This window comes from Tenacibaculum larymnensis, from assembly GCF_028829235.1.
GTDB lineage: Bacteria > Bacteroidota > Bacteroidia > Flavobacteriales > Flavobacteriaceae > Polaribacter > Polaribacter larymnensis.
Map to the genome: position 1 here is coordinate 51386 of NZ_JAIWJY010000014.1, position 16930 is coordinate 68315.

Sequence of the window (16930 nt, forward strand, 5' to 3'; positions counted from 1 at the left end):
ACATCAACTTATTCAGCGATTGCTACTTCAGTTGCATCTGCAACTACTACCTCTTGTTGTTGATGTTGTTTTTGTTTGTTTTGATTAGTTTTTGCTAATCCACAAGGACTAGTACTTCCGCAAGAAGAAAAACCTAATAAACTAACAGTACAAATTGCAATAAATACTACTTTTTTCATCATTATTCCGTTTTATAAAAATCAAATATACATATTTCTGATTAAGTCACCAGAATTTTCCTTCTTTTCAATAACGTTGAACTCTATCATTTTATTTTGTATGTCCGAAATTAAATTTTCAGAAATAGCTTCACCGTCATTCCATTCAGTAATAGATAACCATTCTTGAATATCGTCTATTTGTTGTTCATACCTGTTGGAAAGAACTTCATCAATATTATCAAAATCCTTAAAGTCTTTAGTACAATTATTAATTATATCGTGTACTTTTTTTACTTCTTCAAAATGATTTTCTAGTACTTCATCACGAACAGCAATAACAAAACAAGGCCATGGAGTAGGGCAGTTACCAACTCTTCTAAAAGTACCATTGTCTACCAATGGTTTGGTGGTAAAGTGTTCCCACATAAAATAGTCTGCTTCTCCATTTGTTAAAGCATCAATTCCTCCTTGCAAATCTCCAACTACTTTAAATTGTAATTTATTAATGTCCCAACCATTGTTATGAGCATTTACAATTGCCATAAGTTGAGAACCTGAACCAAAGCGACTAATAGCTACAGTTGCATGTTCTAAATCGTCAATAGTTTTAAATTTAGAATTGGCAGCTACATGGATTCCCCAAACAAGCGGGCTTTTTACAAAGGTTTGTGTAATTTTTGACGGATTTCCGTTAATAATATCCTTTATAATTCCTTCAGTAAGTACTAAGGCAATATCAACTTCACCAGAGCGTAAAGCTTTTGCCATAGCTCCTGTACCTCCAGGATAATCTTTCCAGCGTAAGTTTATTCCTTCTTTGGTGTATTCTTTATTTTTTAAAGTGATGTACCATGGATAATTAAAATGTTCTGGAACACCACCTATTTTTAATTTCAGCATTTATTTAACTAATTTCTCAAGAGTGTATACAATCAAATCATTTACTACTTTGTACGGATCTTCACTAAACGTTCCGTTTGCTCTATTAGCAATAATAGCGTTCATTGAAGCAGCATTGTGTCCTAGTAATTTAGCTAATCCGTAAATAGCAGAAGTTTCCATTTCTAGGTTGGTAATTCGATTGTTGTTGTAGTTAAAACTATCAATCTTTTTATTTAAATCAGGGTCTTGTAAAGGTAAACGTAAAACACGTCCTTGAGGACCATAAAATCCACCAGCAGTGGCTGTAATTCCTTTATATACTTTGTCAGATAATAACTTGTCTTCTAAAGTTTTTCCGTTGGAAACAATTAAAGGGTACGATTTTTTTGTACTCCAGCTAGTATGTTTTATAAAAGCTTCTTCAATATCAGGATGTGAAATTTTATCTACTTGATATGATTGAAGCATTCCGTTTAAATCCAATCCGTGAGAGCTTAATAAAAAGCTATCAACAGGAATGTCTACGTGCAAAGAACCCGAAGTTCCAATTCTGGTAATATTTAACTGTGTATGCTTTTCTTTAGCTTGACGTGTGTTTAAGTCGATATTAACTAAGGCATCTAACTCGTTTAAAACAATATCAATATTATCAGGACCTATTCCTGTAGAAATTACAGAAATTCTTTTTCCTTTATAGGTACCAGTAGTGGTTTTAAATTCTCTTTTTTGGGTGCTAAATTCTATGTTATCAAAGTGTTTGGTAACTTTATCAACACGATATTGGTCTCCAACAAAAATGATATCGGTAGCAATATGTTCAGGTCTTAAATTCAAATGGTAAATACTACCATCTGGATTTAAGATGAGCTCAGAATGTTGTATACTCATTTATGATGTTATTTTTAACAGCTTATCAGTAGAGTTTACATAGAGATAGCTGTATTTTTTTGCGCCACCAAGATACGAAAAATCGGAACGAATTTTAGCATAATAGTTTGTTTGGTTTTGCAATACCTTTTTACCTGTTTTACTAAGTTTTACAGGGTCAAATGAGGTAAATAACTTTTTAAGACTTTCAAGTTTGTTAATGTATTGAATATCACCAAACCCGTAGTTTTCTTGATGGGTTAAAAGGTTGGTAAGAAGTTCATTTTGGTTTGCAAACGTATGCTCGTTAGCTGTTCTTAAAATGTTATTTTCTATATGATTCAAACCATTTTCAATAGATGGAAAACGAAGTAAATGTGCTTTTATAGCGTTTTCTAAATATACAAATGGTGATTCTGGATTGAATTTATGCGCATTTTCAAGAGGTAACGGACTATCTGAACAATACAATTGCCAAATGTAGTCTGCGTACTCAATATCGTCTTGAGAGAGCTCTATTTTATTATTAAAGTGCTCTATTAACTGGTCGTCAGATAATTCTCCTAAACCATATAGTTTTGTTGAATTGTCTATTTTTCCACTAGTAACTAAAGATATTTTGTGGTTTTTACGATATCTTTTTAACCAGCTTATTACAGCTAGCATGTTTACTTGACAAAATAAATCGTATTCAAACCATAAAACAATCTCGTCTTGTTGTTTTTGATTACAAAGGTTACGGTACTCTTTAAGGGTATAATCTATAAACTTCTTCTTGGTAACTTTATACGTAGTTTTTAAAAAGTCAAAGCGGGTTTTCCAAAAGTCTTCACTACCTACGTCTACAGAAGTTTTTCCTTCACATAACATTTCACGCCATGTAATAATATCTCCTTCAATATTTAACTTTTGAAGTCTTTGAGTTGTGACGTCTCCATTGGTTATGTGCAATAAAGAATGTTTCATGATTTCTAGGGAATTTGTTGATTTCTTTATTTATATAAAATAAACGATTTATTTTATACGTTATTATTTATTGGTTGGTATTTAACACTTTACAAAAGTTGTAAATATAAAAAAAATGTCGAAGATTCAATTCTTCGACATTTTTTACTTATCCACCAACGCGTTTTACGTTGAATCCTTTGTCTTTAAGAAGTTGCATTATAGTATCTCTATAATCTCCTTGAATTATTATTTTATCGTCTTTAAAACTACCACCAACACTTAGCTTAGTTTTAATTTCTTTAGCAAGCTTTTTAAAATCTTTAGTAGCTCCATTATAGCCGTCTATAATAGTAACTGGTTTCCCTTTTCGTTTTTCATACTTGCAAAGAATAGGTTCTTCTTGTAACCAGATATCAGGTTTTTTTTCTACAGGTTTTTCTTCAAACTGATGATCTGGAAATAAATTTTTTAATTGATCTTGTAAATCCATTTAGATTTATTTTTTCAATCCTAATTCGCGTAAACGCTCATCTAAAAACTCACCTGCAGTAATATCTTCAAACTGCTTAGGGTTGTTTTCATCAATACAGTTTTCTAAAACATCTAGTTTCATATCAGAAACAGGGTGCATAAAAAATGGAATTGAATAACGAGATGTTCCCCATAATTCTTTAGGAGGGTTGGTTACACGGTGAATTGTTGATTTTAATTTGTTGTTACTATGACGTGATAACATATCACCTACATTAATCATTAATTCATCATCTTCCGCTATAGCATCAATCCATTCTCCTTTATGGTTTTGTACTTGTAACCCTTTTCCTTGTGCTCCCATTAACAAAGTAATTAAGTTAATATCTCCATGGGCAGCAGCTCTTACAGCACCTTTAGGTTCAGTAGTAATAGGAGGGTAGTGAATTGGACGTAAAATACTATTTCCGTTTTTAATATAGTTATCAAAATACGTTTCTTCCAAGCCTAAGTGTAATGCTAACGAACGTAACACGTATTTAGCTGTTTTTTCTAACATTTGGTATGCTTCTTTACCTACTTTGTTAAATTCAGGTAATTCTTCAACCTCTACATTTTCTGGGTATTCTTTAGCATACTTTGAATCTGCATCAACATACTGACCAAAGTGCCAAAACTCTTTTAAATCTCCTTCTTTTTTTCCTTTAGCACTCTCTTTACCAAAAGAAACATATCCTCTTTGACCACCAATACCTGGAATTTCATATTTTTCTTTTACATCTGTAGGTAAATTAAAAAACTTCTTGATTTCAGCATATAAGTTGTCTACTAATTCATCGTCTAAAAAGTGCCCTTTTAATGCTACAAATCCTATATTCTCATAAGCGTCACCAATTTCATTGATGAATTTTTGTTTTCTTTCAGCATCGTCCGATAAAAAATCTGCTAAGTTTACGCTTGGAATTTTATTCATTGTTAATAAGTTTTATTATTCAGGCAGTAAAGTTAGTAAAATCAAGTGTATGCTGATAATTTATTTATTAACAAAAGGGATTAAGTACGATATTGTATAATTGAATCCGAAACCTGTACTACTTTCAAAAACACGATTAAAACCTGGTGTGTATAGTGTTTTAAAACCTTTTTGATCGTCAACACTTAACATAATTTTATATGAAAAGCTAAAACCTATAAACAGGTTTTTAAAAGTTTCTGCCTTTATACCTAGTTGTAATTCAGTCCAATGAGCGGTAAGTCCGTCATCAGACATAGGTGTTGTAACTGGGTTTGAGGGAAAATAAGGAGGTAGATTTTCGGTACCCGAAGAAACATTAGGTTGGTAGCTATTTAAGGTATGGTCAAATATGGCAAAACCATAACGCATACCAACATAAATTTCATTATTCATGTCTAACCAATTCTCATAAGCATTGTAATTTGCTCCAAGTCTAATATAACTTCCTTTTGAACTAGAAGACGAAAAATCTTCATAAGTGGTTTCATCTTCAAAACCTAACTCAGTGGCGATATACCATTTTTTAGATACTCTATAATCACCCACTAATTCGAGACCACTATAACTTTTATCAATAATAGCAAGACCAGGTTTACTAATGTCTAATCCGATACGTAAGCCATATCCTGTTTTATATGTAACGGTATCTTTTTTTTCTTTGGTTTCTTTTTTAGACGTGTTTATTTGTGAGTATCCGTTCACAAATACAAAAACGAAACATAAACTAATGAAATACTTGTACATGGGCGCTAGCTTGATTGTCGATTAATGGAATTTCTGTAGTTGATAAACTGTTTATCCAACCTGTATTACTTAAAGTTACATTTTCATAAATAATTCTGAAACCACATGAGCGAGAAACAAAATCTTCTTCATGGTTATACTCAATAGTAAGCGTAGCGGTTTTATTGTTAGCTATATTACCATCTACATCATTCATTTTTAATGTATATACTGTTTTTTGAGATATACTGTTTAAAGGAATAGCAATACTATCTGTTGTTCTATTGGTAAAGAGACTATCAGTTTTACCTTCTGCAATTACAGATAAGCGTTCTACACTTTTTAAATCATTCGTATTATCGATATCGTAAAAACGAAGCACTAAATTGGGTGTTACTGGGTTTTGTGTACAGAAATCATCTTTTTCACAGGCTGTTAAACCTACTAGAAGTATGAATAGAGCAATGTATTTTTTCATTAATATTTATTTTTCAAATAAAACCACTGTTTCTATGTGTGATGTATGTGGAAATTGATCTACTAAACTAATCTTTTTTAATTGATATCCGTTTTTCATCAACTCTTCAGTATCACGAGCTTGTGTTGCTGGGTTACAAGATACATAAACCATTCTATCTGCATTTAAGTTTATGATTTTCTTAAGCGTTTTTGGCGCAATTCCTGCACGAGCAGGATCTAAAATAATGGTTCTTATTTTGTTTTTATATTGTGGGTGTTCATTTAAAAACTTTCCTACATCAGCTGCATAAAATTGTAAACCTTCAATATTGTTTCGTTCTGCATTCTTCTTAGCATCTTCAATAGCAGAGGCTACAATATCTACACCAACAATTTTAGTATTATTCGACTTTGAAGCAATAATTTGCCCAATGGTTCCAGTACCACAGAATAAATCCATCACTACGGTATTGTCAATTGCATCTTTGTTTTCTAACGCATAATCAACAACTTTGGTATATAGTTTTTCGGCAGATTTAGGGTTGGTTTGAAAAAAGCTTTTCATGCTAATTTCAAAATTCAGCCCTAATAACTCTTCTACAATTTTATCTTTTCCGTATACCAATTTAACGCTTCCTGAAGTGGCAATAGTTCTATCACCAGTTTCGTCGTTAATAGTGTGTAATAAACCAGCCACTCTATCACCAAATAATTCTACTAGATAGTTGGCGAATTTATCTAAATCAAATTTTGATAAATCATGAGAAGTAGTTACTAAATTGAATAAAAGTTCGTTGGTTTTATATGATTTTCTTACCACAAAATACCTAAAGAAACCTTCTTTTTTAGGTCCGTGCCAAGGCGCTAAACCAGTTTTCTCACAATACTCTCTAATGTTTTTGATGTTATCTTCAACTTGTTTGTCAAATAAACCAGAATCTTTTTCAAGGTTATCACCCATCCACCAAACACCACGACGTTTAAAACCTAATGTAAATTCATCTATATCGGTTTTATTTTCACGGTCGTAACCAATGGCAGAAAAGCCATATTCCATTTTATTTCGGTAGTGAAATACATTTGGAGAAGCGATAAATTCATCAAATAAATCTTCAATGTTTTCAACTTTACCAATGCGTTTAAATAAAGATAAAGTACTTTCTTGCTTGTATTTGTGTTGTAAATCTATAGGTAATTGAATATAAGGTGCTCCAGGAATATCTTGATATGGAACAGATACTTCATCATTAGAATGTTTTAAAACATCAATTAACTTACACTCTGCATACTTCTTTTTTGATTTATCTACACGTGCTTTTACTAATTGTCCTGGTAAAGTGTTAGGAACAAAAACTACAAAAACACCTTCTTCTGAACGTATTCTTCCAATTCCTTTTCCACCGAAGGCATAGTCTTCAATTAAAATTTCAATGACTTGTCCTCTTTTTACAAACTTATTTCGCTCTCTTCTTGGCATTCTATACTATGATTTATGGTGTGCAAAATTAGGAAAAGATATGGTTTGAAGATAAAAAAAAGACTACTCATTTAGAGTAGTCTTTAATCTTTGTTGTGAAGGCTTTTTTATTGACCTGCTTCTTTTTTAGCTTCTTTTATCATTTGTTCGTTTGCAACAATGGCAAACTCAACACGTCTGTTTTTACTTCTTCCTTCAGCAGTATCGTTAGTAGCAATAGGATCTTTAACACCTAGTCCTTTAGTTTCAAAACGACTGTTGTTTAACCCTTTACCAGCTAAGTAGTTTCTTACTGAATTAGCTCTTTTTTCTGAAAGTTTTTGGTTGTAATCAACAGCACCAGTACTATCTGTATAACCGTAAATTACAATATTAGTATTCTCATAATCTTTAAATACAGGTACTAATTTATCTAAGTTAGCTTGTGCAGTAGAAGTTAAAGTCGCTTTGTTAGTAGCAAAACGAACAGCATTTTCACCTAAAGTAAGTTTAATACCTTCACCAACTCTTTCTACTTCTGCACCTGGTAAAGCTTCTTCAATTTCACGAGCTTGTTTATCCATTTGGTTACCAATAACACCACCAGCAACACCACCTACAACACCACCTAAAATGGCTCCTAGCTCAGAGTTGTTTTTACTACCTACGTTGTTACCTATTACAGCACCTATTACAGCACCAGCAGCAGTACCAATAGCGGCACCTTTTTGAGTGTTGTTAGCGTTTTGTATAGATTTACAAGAGGTAAAAATAGTACCAGCTAAAAATAAAATTGATAAACTATAAATGATTGATTTTTTCATAATATCCTTATTAATTATTGTCTTTGAAATGAATATGTAATGTCTTTTACTTGTCCTGCAACGTTAACTTGATCTATTAAATCAAAACTAGTTTCGGTAACATTACGTAGCCTTAAAATGTATCCAGTATTAACGTCTTTAGCTTTGTGATTATTAATAATCTTTAATACAAAGTTTCCGTCTTTATTAACATACCATGTAATAGGAGAGCTAAAGTCTTTACAATCTGTACTCGGATTGTTTAAGCTCATTTCGCCTTTGTTGTTGTTTGAAACAAAACTCCAGTTACTACCAATAAAGCAGTTAGAGTCTTCTAAATTAAATGAGTTTACTTTTAGGTAGTTTGAACCTGGAAAGTTTACAGCAGTAATAGTCCAGTTACCTTTTAGCATTCGTTCAGTTTTATTGTCAAGTTTAGTGTTAGTTACAGATGTAGATTTACACTCAATTACAGCTATTGAAAGCAGTAATAAAAATAAGATTTTTTTCATAAAATGATATTTAGTTAATTTCTTTAAAGATAAAAAAAACTGATTAACTATGGTTTTATTGTAAACCATAAAAAAAGTTATGTTGTTTGTATTTTTAGACCCTTCAAAGTCTATGAAAGTCACTTAAATTTAATAATTTTGTAGCTAGGGATGATTTCTTTCCCACGCTGAATTTTCGAAACTTCTTTTTCGAAAGGATAAAGGTAGATAAGGAATGGTTATTTTATAAATTTTAAAAAATTAAGAAAAATGGCTGTTTTAGACCAATTAACTTCGCAACAAGCGATTGACTTAGAAAACAAATACGGAGCACATAACTACCATCCATTACCAGTAGTATTGAGTAAAGGAGAAGGAGTATATGTATGGGATGTTGAAGGAAAAAAATATTATGATTTTTTATCAGCTTACTCTGCAGTAAACCAAGGACATTGCCATCCAAAAATTGTTGGAGCAATGGTAAACCAAGCACAAACATTAACGTTAACTTCTCGTGCTTTTTATAATGATATGTTAGGAAAGTATGAAAAATTTGCAACAGAATACTTTGGTTTTGATAAATTATTACCAATGAATACGGGTGCTGAAGCTGTAGAAACTGCCTTAAAAATCTGTAGAAAATGGGCGTATGAAGTAAAAGGAATTGATGAAAACGAAGCACAAATTATTGTTTGTAAAAATAACTTCCACGGAAGAACGACTACAATTATTTCTTTTTCAAACGATCCTGTAGCACGTAAAAATTTTGGTCCGTTTACTGAAGGGTTTATTAAAATTGAATACGATAATTTACAAGCTTTAGAAGAAGCATTAGAAAATAACGATAACATTGCTGGTTTCATGGCTGAACCTATTCAAGGAGAAGCTGGGGTATATGTGCCTTCTGAAGGGTATTTAGCAGCAGCTAAAGCGTTATGTGAAAAGCATAATGTATTATTTATTGCTGATGAAGTACAAACAGGTATTGCACGTACAGGTCAATTATTAGCAGTAAACCACGAAGATGTACAACCAGATATTTTAATTTTAGGTAAAGCTTTAAGTGGAGGTGCATATCCAGTATCTGCAGTATTAGCAAACGATAACATTATGAATGTTATTAAACCTGGTAACCACGGTTCTACTTTCGGAGGAAATCCTGTTGCCGCAGCGGTAGCTATTGCAGCTTTAGAGGTGGTTAAAGAAGAAAAATTAGCTGAAAATGCTGAGCGTTTAGGTAAAATATTTAGAGAAGAGTTAGCTGAGTTTGCTAAAGAAAACGAATTAGTAACGTTAGTACGTGGTAAAGGATTGTTAAATGCTGTTGTAATTAACGATACCGAAGAAAGTGAAACAGCTTGGAATATCTGTTTAAAATTACGTGACAACGGTTTGTTAGCAAAACCAACACACGGAAACATTATTCGTTTTGCACCACCATTAGTAATGAACGAAGAACAATTAAGAGACTGTATTAACATTATTAAGAAAACTATTACTGAGTTTCAAAAATAAGTTTATAGCATTGTATATTAAAAAAAGGAACGATTATATCGTTCCTTTTTTTGTTGTTATTTATTAGTTTTTAATTACTAAAATATGAAAATAACATTTTTCTAAATGTTATTAAAAATGTTTAATAGCAAGTTAGGTACTTTCCTGTACACTTTTTAAATTGGTAATTTTTTTGGTGTACAAAAACATAATTAGTTTGCCATTTCATAAATATTTAGGTGTCTTTTTAAGATTCCAGAAGGCGTATTTTTGGTTTCATCAAAAATTCGGGTATCACCAAAAAGAATAAAACTTTCTTTAGCTCTAGAAACCGCTACATTTAGCATATTAGGCTTGTTGTCTTTTTCAAAAAACAAGGTTCCTTCATCGTCATTAGAATATACAGAACTGAACAAAATAATATTTCGTTCTGCACCCTGTAATGCATGTACCGTACCTAGTTTTATATCGCTTACTTTATAACCTGCATCGGTTAAAGCTTTAGATAATTCTCCTTTTTGACTTGCAAAAGGGGTAATGATTCCTAAAACAGGTTCAATGGCTTCTACATTGTAGGCTTCTTGAATGGTTTCTTTGTTTTGCTGTAACCAAGAAATTATGGCTTTTACTTCACTAATGTTTTGACGACTGTTGTATTTACGTTCACTAACGCCTTCAATATGATATGCCATCATTGATGGAAATGCTTGGTTTTCTTTCGCCTTCCCTTTCATAGGTTTTAAAATTCCATCGTACGCCAATTCGTTACAAAAACTAATAATTTCATCATTACATCGTCTGTGCTCTAACAAAACCAATCCTTGTTCTTTTTTTGCAGGTAGAGGAGTTTCAAATTCGCAGGCATTTTGAGCCATTTTCATAATACTTCCGCTAGAAGCTAAAAAACCTAACTCATCTAAATGTGCGTCATTCTGATTTTCAATAATATCAAGACTTGTTAAGTTTCCTTGGTCAATTTTTTTAGGAATAGACCAAATAGGTTCTATTTGTTTTAAATCACCTATTACAAAGGCTTTTTGAGTTAATGAAAATACAGGGATACTTACTTCTGGAGTAACCTGACCTGCTTCATCAATAATTAATAAATCTAAAAAATTGTATAGCGGTAAGTATTCAAAAATAGGTTTTCCGTTTTTGTTTTCTCCTTGAAATTGACTGTATAAAAAGTGACTTGGTGCTGTATAAAAAGTAGCTACAAAGCACGGAGTAAGCATAGCTCTTCGTTTCCATTTTGCTTTGATAGCGTATTCTCCTGTCCCTTTTTCGGTATTTTCCTCCAACATTTCTCTGGTTTCTAGTAACCAACGAGCTTCCCAGTAATGGGTTGCTAATAAAAATGCTTTATGACGTAAATCAATATCTAACTCATCATAAAAGAAACGTTGTGTTGCATCGTTAGAGTTTATTTTTTCATATTCGTATGCCCACATTTGTTCTTCTGAAACAAAAGGAAATCCTTTAATGTTGTTTTCATACTTCCAATTTTTTAGGCTTAAATGCGATTGCAATAACAGGTTTACATTATTTGTACATTCTTTTATGTATGCAGCTGCTTTTTTAGCATCTAATAATGTTTCTGCTGTAGTCTTAAAAATATGTTCAGCATTTCTTGATTCAAACGCAGCTTCATCAATAAAATAGTGTTTTACTTTGTCTATAAAATCAGTGTCTTTTGTAGACGTTTTTAAATCGTTTAAAGCTGTTCTCCATTCTTGTAGCTTGGAGATTTTAAACGTACTTTTTTGAACAAAGTCTTCTTCGTGTACGAGTATGCTGTTAATGTAGTTTACCGCATTAATATAGTTTCTTGAGTAGTCAACACCATCTGCTAAAATATTTTGAATACCTATAATTTCTTCTTGTAGGTGATTGCAAACATCGTCAAGTGAATTTGTTTGGGTATTAAAGTAATTACAGTAATTGGTTAAGAAATAGTACTCAGCTTCTGAAATGTATTTTTCGTTTTCTAGATTACATAAGGTTCCTTCATGACCAAATAGGTTTCCTTTTAAGTAATTTATATTGGCCAGTTTTTTCTCACTTTTTGAACTGGAAGGAAGATAGGTAGCATATCCGTTAAAATCAGGAATCCAACGGTTGGCTAATTCTTCCATAGTGCTTTCAGAATTGATAAAACTATCAATAATATTGGTTACTGCTTGGTTGTTGTTTGAACAAGCTAAGATAATCGGTGCTTCTTCTCCGTTAATAGCAGCTTTTACAAACTCGGTAGCAACTAAACTTTGTAATAGCGTAGTTTTTCCAGTTCCTGGAGGTCCGTTTACAGCGGTAACAGCATTTTCTTCGGCTACTAAATAGGATAGTAATGTTTTACGCTGACTAACTGAAAGTGGAAATTTATTAGACATTTGCCCTAAATGCAAATGGTTATACACTAAAAATCCGTTATCGGTAATGGCTTCTTGTCGTTCTCTAGTATATGGGTTGATGATTTTAGAAAGTACGGGTAACTCATCCGTATTTTTAAGTAGGTTTTCGTACAGAAATAAAATACTTTTTGCTGTAGAAATTTTAGAACTTAAAGCAAAGTAAGTAAGCTCATATTGCGTGGTATAACGTTCTACTTGATAACGGTATAGGTTGCTAAAAGTTATCGCAGAAAATACTTCGTTAATATAGTTCCAGTATTCATCCCAAGGCACAGGGTCTTCGCTATTTTCAAAATCGGGAGAAGCTAATTCTTTAGCATCTAAAACGGTATCGATAGAAGAGAAGATAAAATCGTTCTTAACATCTGCCATAGGAGTTAGATAGTTACGAACAATTAAAGGGAATCCATCTTTTGGAGCTGATAATTGTCCTGAACGATTTACAATAGCACTAATCCAAAATGGATGAATAGTGCGTTGTTTGAATTTAGTGTTGTCGGTTTGATATACTAAATGAAAGGGGGCGATTAATATTTTAGTTTCTTCTACTTTATGCCACTTAGGGTTGTCTTTTTTAGTAATTCCTTTTAATCGATTAATTCTACGTTCTTCAACATCTAATAGTTGATTTGCTTGTTTAGAATTGATGAGCGCATTGCTTAAATCGGATGATTTTTGATGAAAAAGGTTTTTTATTTTACTAATGTCGATAGCTAAGTTTTCACTATCAGATAAGCTGTTTTTATAATATTGTAACCAGTTTTTTTCGTCGTTCATAGTTGTTCTCGTGCCCTTGAAATGTGATTTTTTTCCTGTAAGAAAGGGTGCGAAAATACTATATTCAACGTCTGTAAAAAGGGTTTTTAAAACCTTTTTATTAACGAAAAAATAGGAGAGAGGATAGTGGGTTTGTTTTCAGTAAATTAAAAGATGTAGTATGTTAAAAACACATTTTAACTCCAGAGATAGATTTTTAAATGTGCTTCTAAATATTTTTGATTTCTTGTAAAGCAAATCGTTTTTCTACTTAATCGTTTTATATGTGTTCTTAAATTTAAATTCATTCGCTCAATCCTGTTAGTGCAATACTGAAATCGTTTATGAATCTCTTTAGGAATTAAACTTGGGTAAATATTCAATTTATCGGTGTAAATTTTACTCGGTTGAAGTAAGAGAATTTTATTAATTAAAGGTTTTATTGTTTCTTTTGATTTTCTACCCACATAGAAGTCTATAATACTTTTTGTTTCTCTTTCTAACACATAGGTTATCCAGGTAACATTTTTCTTGTTACCAATAAAACTCCACATTTCATCAATTTCAAATTTGCGCCCAAACTTGTTAAAATACGGTGTTTTTACCTGTTTACTTATTTTTAAAATTCTTGATAAAACAGTTTTACTAGAAATGTTCAGTATTCGACTAATACTTCTGATTCCACAACCTTCTTTAAGTAATTTTTTTATGAAATCATTTGTTTCTGATTTGTATGCTTGATATCTATAATCTGATTGAAAATATTTCTTGCAATTTTTACAGTAAAACCGCTGCTTATTATTTTGTAATCCTTTTCTAATAGGATTGGAAGCATTACACTTTGTACAATTCATAGCTTTTTTAAGCGCTAATTTACTACATAAAGCAGAAATAAGCCTAGATTTAATAGTTTCTAACGATTTTTTACTATTTCAAATAGTAAAAGATACCGTTCTAAAAAGAACAGTATCTTTATTTAACCTCTTGATTTTTAAACAAAATCAAAACTTATTTTCAATAAGCGCTATTTTACTACACTACCCATTTCACTGGTTCCGATGATTTGTCCGTTAGCTGCTTTTAGATTAAAGTATGGACTTCCATCTTTAGCTGTTAATCTATCATATTTGTTATCATCTTGTGAATTAGTTTTAACAGATTCTATTCCGTTATTACAAGCTGCTTTAGTTGTATAAGCTTCACTAGCAAGAATAGTTTGTCCATTTCCAGCTTTTAAGTTAAATCTAAATTGTCCAGATTTATCTGTTTTGATTTCGAATTTTGACATGTATTTTATTGTCTTTTGTTATATACTCTTAAATTATATTTTAATTCAAATTCATTATGAGGTTTATGCTCTATTAAAATTAATTCATTTTTAGTAACCCGATTAATTTCCCAAAAGAAACACTCAGATTTAATCAACCTATTATTTTCTTTAAGTTTTTTAATCAGTTTTGGAGATAATTGCTTAATCGGAACATTATATTTTGGTTCATCATAAATTAATTTTAGTTGTCTTTCTTTATTATCATAATGCCAAATTCCTTTATCTAAAGTATCTCTCTTATTATCAATAATTAAATAACTCATATCTTTATTGAAAACAACATTAGGTCTAATTTCATTTTCATCAATAGAATTTCCTATTGAATCAGTTATTTTTTTAAACTCCCAATGCCCTATAATTCTGGTTTCAATCTGTTTTTTACTAAGATGAGTTTTTATTTTATCTATTTCATTTCTATTGTTCTTTTTAGGATTTTGAGAAGTTATTCTGAGAGAAGAAAAAAAAACTAAAAGTAATATAAAACTCCTCTTTTCTAAAAAGTGTAAAACTTCGTTTTTCATATTAGTTATTTTCTATATTGATTACTATCCTTATTATAATACTCTACTTCAACTCCCTTTGACTTAATAAATATAAATAAACTATCTTGGACTTTTGCATTATAATCAAATCTATTTACAGATTTATCCTTGCCAATGACTTTACAATGAGCTGGAGTTTTAGACATATATTCATAATAAACTATTTTATTTATGGAAGAGTAAGGCCAACTATATTTTTGTTTCCCAAACAAATTATATAAGTAAACTACATTAAAACTTTTCTCATCAAATGAAATTTTTTTAAACCATTTTTTATTCATCAAAATAAATATTAAAAATGATAGAATAAGAGAAGAAGAGATTGAAATAATATAATTATTAGATAAATAGAAAATTAGAATAAAAATTAACATTAATAATAATATTAGGTTTAACCAACCTCTAGAGTTTTCAACTTTGGTAAAAATCACCTTATTACTATTTTTCATTTTTTTTTGTGTTATTTTGTTCTAATGCTTTTGCAGCATTTACCATGTCATTAAGAGATTTTGTTAAATCCACTATATTTTCAACTTTTGCTCCATTTTGGACAATATCGTCAATAGCTATATTTTTTCCTAGGAATGTTGTTGCTAAGTTATATGCTTGAAGAAAGTTTTGAATGTTTTTGTTTTTTATTTTATCTGAAGCTGCTCCTTTTTCCCCTCCTAAAATAGTATCAAAATCTCCAGCAGCACCTAAATAAGTTAAGAGTGTCCCCTCTCCAGCAACCATGGCTGGAGCTGCAACTATTAAACCTGCTACAGCAACTACATTTTGCAAAGTGTTACCCGCTTTCTGGAACTCTTCATTATTCATTGCTCCTTCCACTATGTCCCCAAAACTTGTGTTTCTATCGTTGATTTTTGTTATTTCAATTCCATCACGAGTCATTTCCAAATAAGATGACTGACCTGTATAAATGTTAGATACAGTATTAGTTCCTGATTCATATACATTATACTGATTTTCATGCCTTGTTCCTTTCCAATTACCATTACTCGAAGTATGTGTTCTTTTAAATGACTTTGTATATCCATTTCCTCTAGCATTTTTACGAACATTATAAATATGAACAGATAAATGTTCTAACCCTTCTAACTCTATACCATCTATTACTCTATTTTCTGAAAAATTGTAAGGAGATTGATAACTGTAATCTTCTGCTAAAGGGTCAATATTATGAAATCTTGCAAGTGAAGCATCATAATTTCTCCATTTAAAAGCACTCCAGTTTAATCCTAAATCATCATCTAGTATTTGGTCTTGAAATCCTCTCTTCTGAGCTACACTATTCCCTAGAGACGAAGTTACATTATTATACCCTTTATGTTTTAAACCAAAAGGATAGTAATTAGATTCTTCTATAATTTCTGTACTAGGAGTAATAACACCATTGTTATCATTATCAGTATAAGATAACCTAACATTTCCTAAGTGGTCTTTGTATTGGTATACATAGTTAAAGGTACCATTATCATTCTTTACATACCCCTCTGGGTGGTTAAAGAATTGTAAGGTTTTAATACCTGAAGCTGGCTTTTCATAAATATAATTCCCTGCATACTCTGTAACAGTTCCATTAACTATTTCCTTTTTTAGTTTGTTACCCGCAGCATCATAGGTATAGTTAATTGTACCGCCTGCTAAGGTAACACTCACAGGTAAGTTTAGATGATTGTAAGTAATGTTGGTAATACCCTTATTTCTATCAATAATCATATTACCATTAGCATCGTAGGTGTACTCTGTAGTTAGATTTGCACCATCTTTAAATCCGTAATTGTCGTTACCATTATCCAGTACCTTGGTTAGTTTATTACCATTATCATAAGTATAGACTAGTTTATCCATATCAGTAAACGTAGTACTGTTTTGCCAACCGTTTCGAGTTAAGTTTTTGATGTTTCCGTTTAAATCATATTGGATTCCCGATACATTGTAATTTGTATTTGGAGTTCCTGTGGCACTTAAGATTCTGTTCAGAGCATCGTAGGTATATTCATACTGTGAACTCACTGGGTTACTTGTGTTGTTTATACTTAAAGTATTCCAGTTAATTTGACTAATATTTCCATTATACAATGCTTTCAAAGGGTCAGTAGGATTTTCATAAACTAA

General features: G+C 31.2%; 17 protein-coding genes and 1 pseudogene. 1 reads left to right on the plus strand and 17 read right to left on the minus strand.

Annotation, left to right across the window (positions count from 1 at the left end):
- Window positions 1-8 precede the first annotated feature (8 nt).
- From LCI24_RS15965 to LCI24_RS16015, 11 genes are all read right to left on the minus strand, one after another.
- Window positions 9-179: a hypothetical protein gene (locus tag LCI24_RS15965; protein ID WP_274641271.1), complete on the minus strand. Its 171-nt coding sequence runs from the start codon at window positions 177-179 to the stop codon at window positions 9-11.
- Between the two features lie 21 nt (window positions 180-200).
- Window positions 201-1061, minus strand: a complete 861-nt coding sequence (locus LCI24_RS15970; RefSeq protein ID WP_274641272.1) for a substrate-binding domain-containing protein — start codon at window positions 1059-1061, stop codon at window positions 201-203.
- On the minus strand, window positions 1062-1931 hold the full coding sequence (locus LCI24_RS15975) for a nucleoside phosphorylase (protein WP_274641273.1): 870 nt from the start codon (window positions 1929-1931) through the stop codon (window positions 1062-1064).
- A complete protein-coding gene (locus LCI24_RS15980; protein ID WP_274641274.1) occupies window positions 1932-2876 on the minus strand; it encodes a DUF1835 domain-containing protein in 945 nt (314 codons plus the stop codon).
- Window positions 2877-3024: 148 nt separating this feature from the next.
- On the minus strand, window positions 3025-3348 hold the full coding sequence (locus LCI24_RS15985; protein WP_274641275.1) for a translation initiation factor: 324 nt from the start codon (window positions 3346-3348) through the stop codon (window positions 3025-3027).
- Window positions 3349-3354: 6 nt separating this feature from the next.
- Entirely contained in the window at window positions 3355-4302 is a 948-nt protein-coding gene (locus tag LCI24_RS15990; RefSeq protein WP_274641276.1) for an isopenicillin N synthase family dioxygenase, read from the minus strand.
- Between the two features lie 60 nt (window positions 4303-4362).
- Window positions 4363-5088, minus strand: a complete 726-nt coding sequence (locus LCI24_RS15995) for a DUF6048 family protein (protein ID WP_274641277.1) — start codon at window positions 5086-5088, stop codon at window positions 4363-4365.
- Window positions 5069-5545 (minus strand): DUF6452 family protein, encoded by a 477-nt coding sequence (locus tag LCI24_RS16000; RefSeq protein WP_274641278.1) that lies wholly within the window; start codon window positions 5543-5545, stop codon window positions 5069-5071. The genes LCI24_RS15995 and LCI24_RS16000 overlap by 20 nt, the downstream gene beginning before the upstream one ends.
- 6 nt (window positions 5546-5551) lie before the next feature.
- The gene (gene rlmD, locus LCI24_RS16005; protein WP_274641279.1) at window positions 5552-7003 is read right to left on the minus strand and encodes a 23S rRNA (uracil(1939)-C(5))-methyltransferase RlmD; all 1452 of its coding nucleotides are present in this window, start codon (window positions 7001-7003) and stop codon (window positions 5552-5554) included.
- Window positions 7004-7110: 107 nt separating this feature from the next.
- Window positions 7111-7806 (minus strand): YiaD family glycine zipper/OmpA-like lipoprotein, encoded by a 696-nt coding sequence (locus LCI24_RS16010; RefSeq protein ID WP_125067239.1) that lies wholly within the window; start codon window positions 7804-7806, stop codon window positions 7111-7113.
- 14 nt (window positions 7807-7820) lie between these two features.
- Window positions 7821-8297 (minus strand): lipocalin family protein, encoded by a 477-nt coding sequence (locus LCI24_RS16015; RefSeq protein ID WP_274641280.1) that lies wholly within the window; start codon window positions 8295-8297, stop codon window positions 7821-7823.
- Between the two features lie 249 nt (window positions 8298-8546).
- Between LCI24_RS16015 and rocD the strand changes: the two genes are divergently transcribed.
- Window positions 8547-9791: an ornithine--oxo-acid transaminase gene (rocD, locus tag LCI24_RS16020; protein WP_274641281.1), complete on the plus strand. Its 1245-nt coding sequence runs from the start codon at window positions 8547-8549 to the stop codon at window positions 9789-9791.
- Between the two features lie 191 nt (window positions 9792-9982).
- Here the strand turns inward: rocD and LCI24_RS16025 are convergent, their stop codons facing one another.
- The 6 genes and pseudogenes from LCI24_RS16025 to LCI24_RS16050 all read right to left on the minus strand — a co-directional run.
- Entirely contained in the window at window positions 9983-12958 is a 2976-nt protein-coding gene (locus LCI24_RS16025; RefSeq protein WP_274641282.1) for a DEAD/DEAH box helicase, read from the minus strand.
- A gap of 176 nt (window positions 12959-13134) precedes the next feature.
- Complete coding sequence (locus LCI24_RS16030; RefSeq protein ID WP_274641283.1) at window positions 13135-13791, minus strand: IS1 family transposase; 657 nt, start codon at window positions 13789-13791, stop codon at window positions 13135-13137.
- 188 nt (window positions 13792-13979) lie between these two features.
- A pseudogene (locus tag LCI24_RS16035) lies at window positions 13980-14225 on the minus strand (YegP family protein); the annotation flags it as partial.
- Window positions 14226-14230: 5 nt separating this feature from the next.
- Window positions 14231-14788 carry a hypothetical protein gene (locus LCI24_RS16040; protein WP_274641284.1) on the minus strand — a complete coding sequence of 186 codons (558 nt, stop codon included), beginning with the start codon at window positions 14786-14788 and terminating at the stop codon, window positions 14231-14233.
- Between the two features lie 5 nt (window positions 14789-14793).
- Window positions 14794-15258, minus strand: coding sequence for a hypothetical protein (locus LCI24_RS16045; RefSeq protein WP_274641285.1), 465 nt, complete (start codon window positions 15256-15258; stop codon window positions 14794-14796).
- The coding region (locus tag LCI24_RS16050; protein WP_420802996.1) for an RHS repeat domain-containing protein at window positions 15248-16930 on the minus strand (1683 nt) is incomplete at its 5' end. The genes LCI24_RS16050 and LCI24_RS16045, both read right to left, overlap by 11 nt.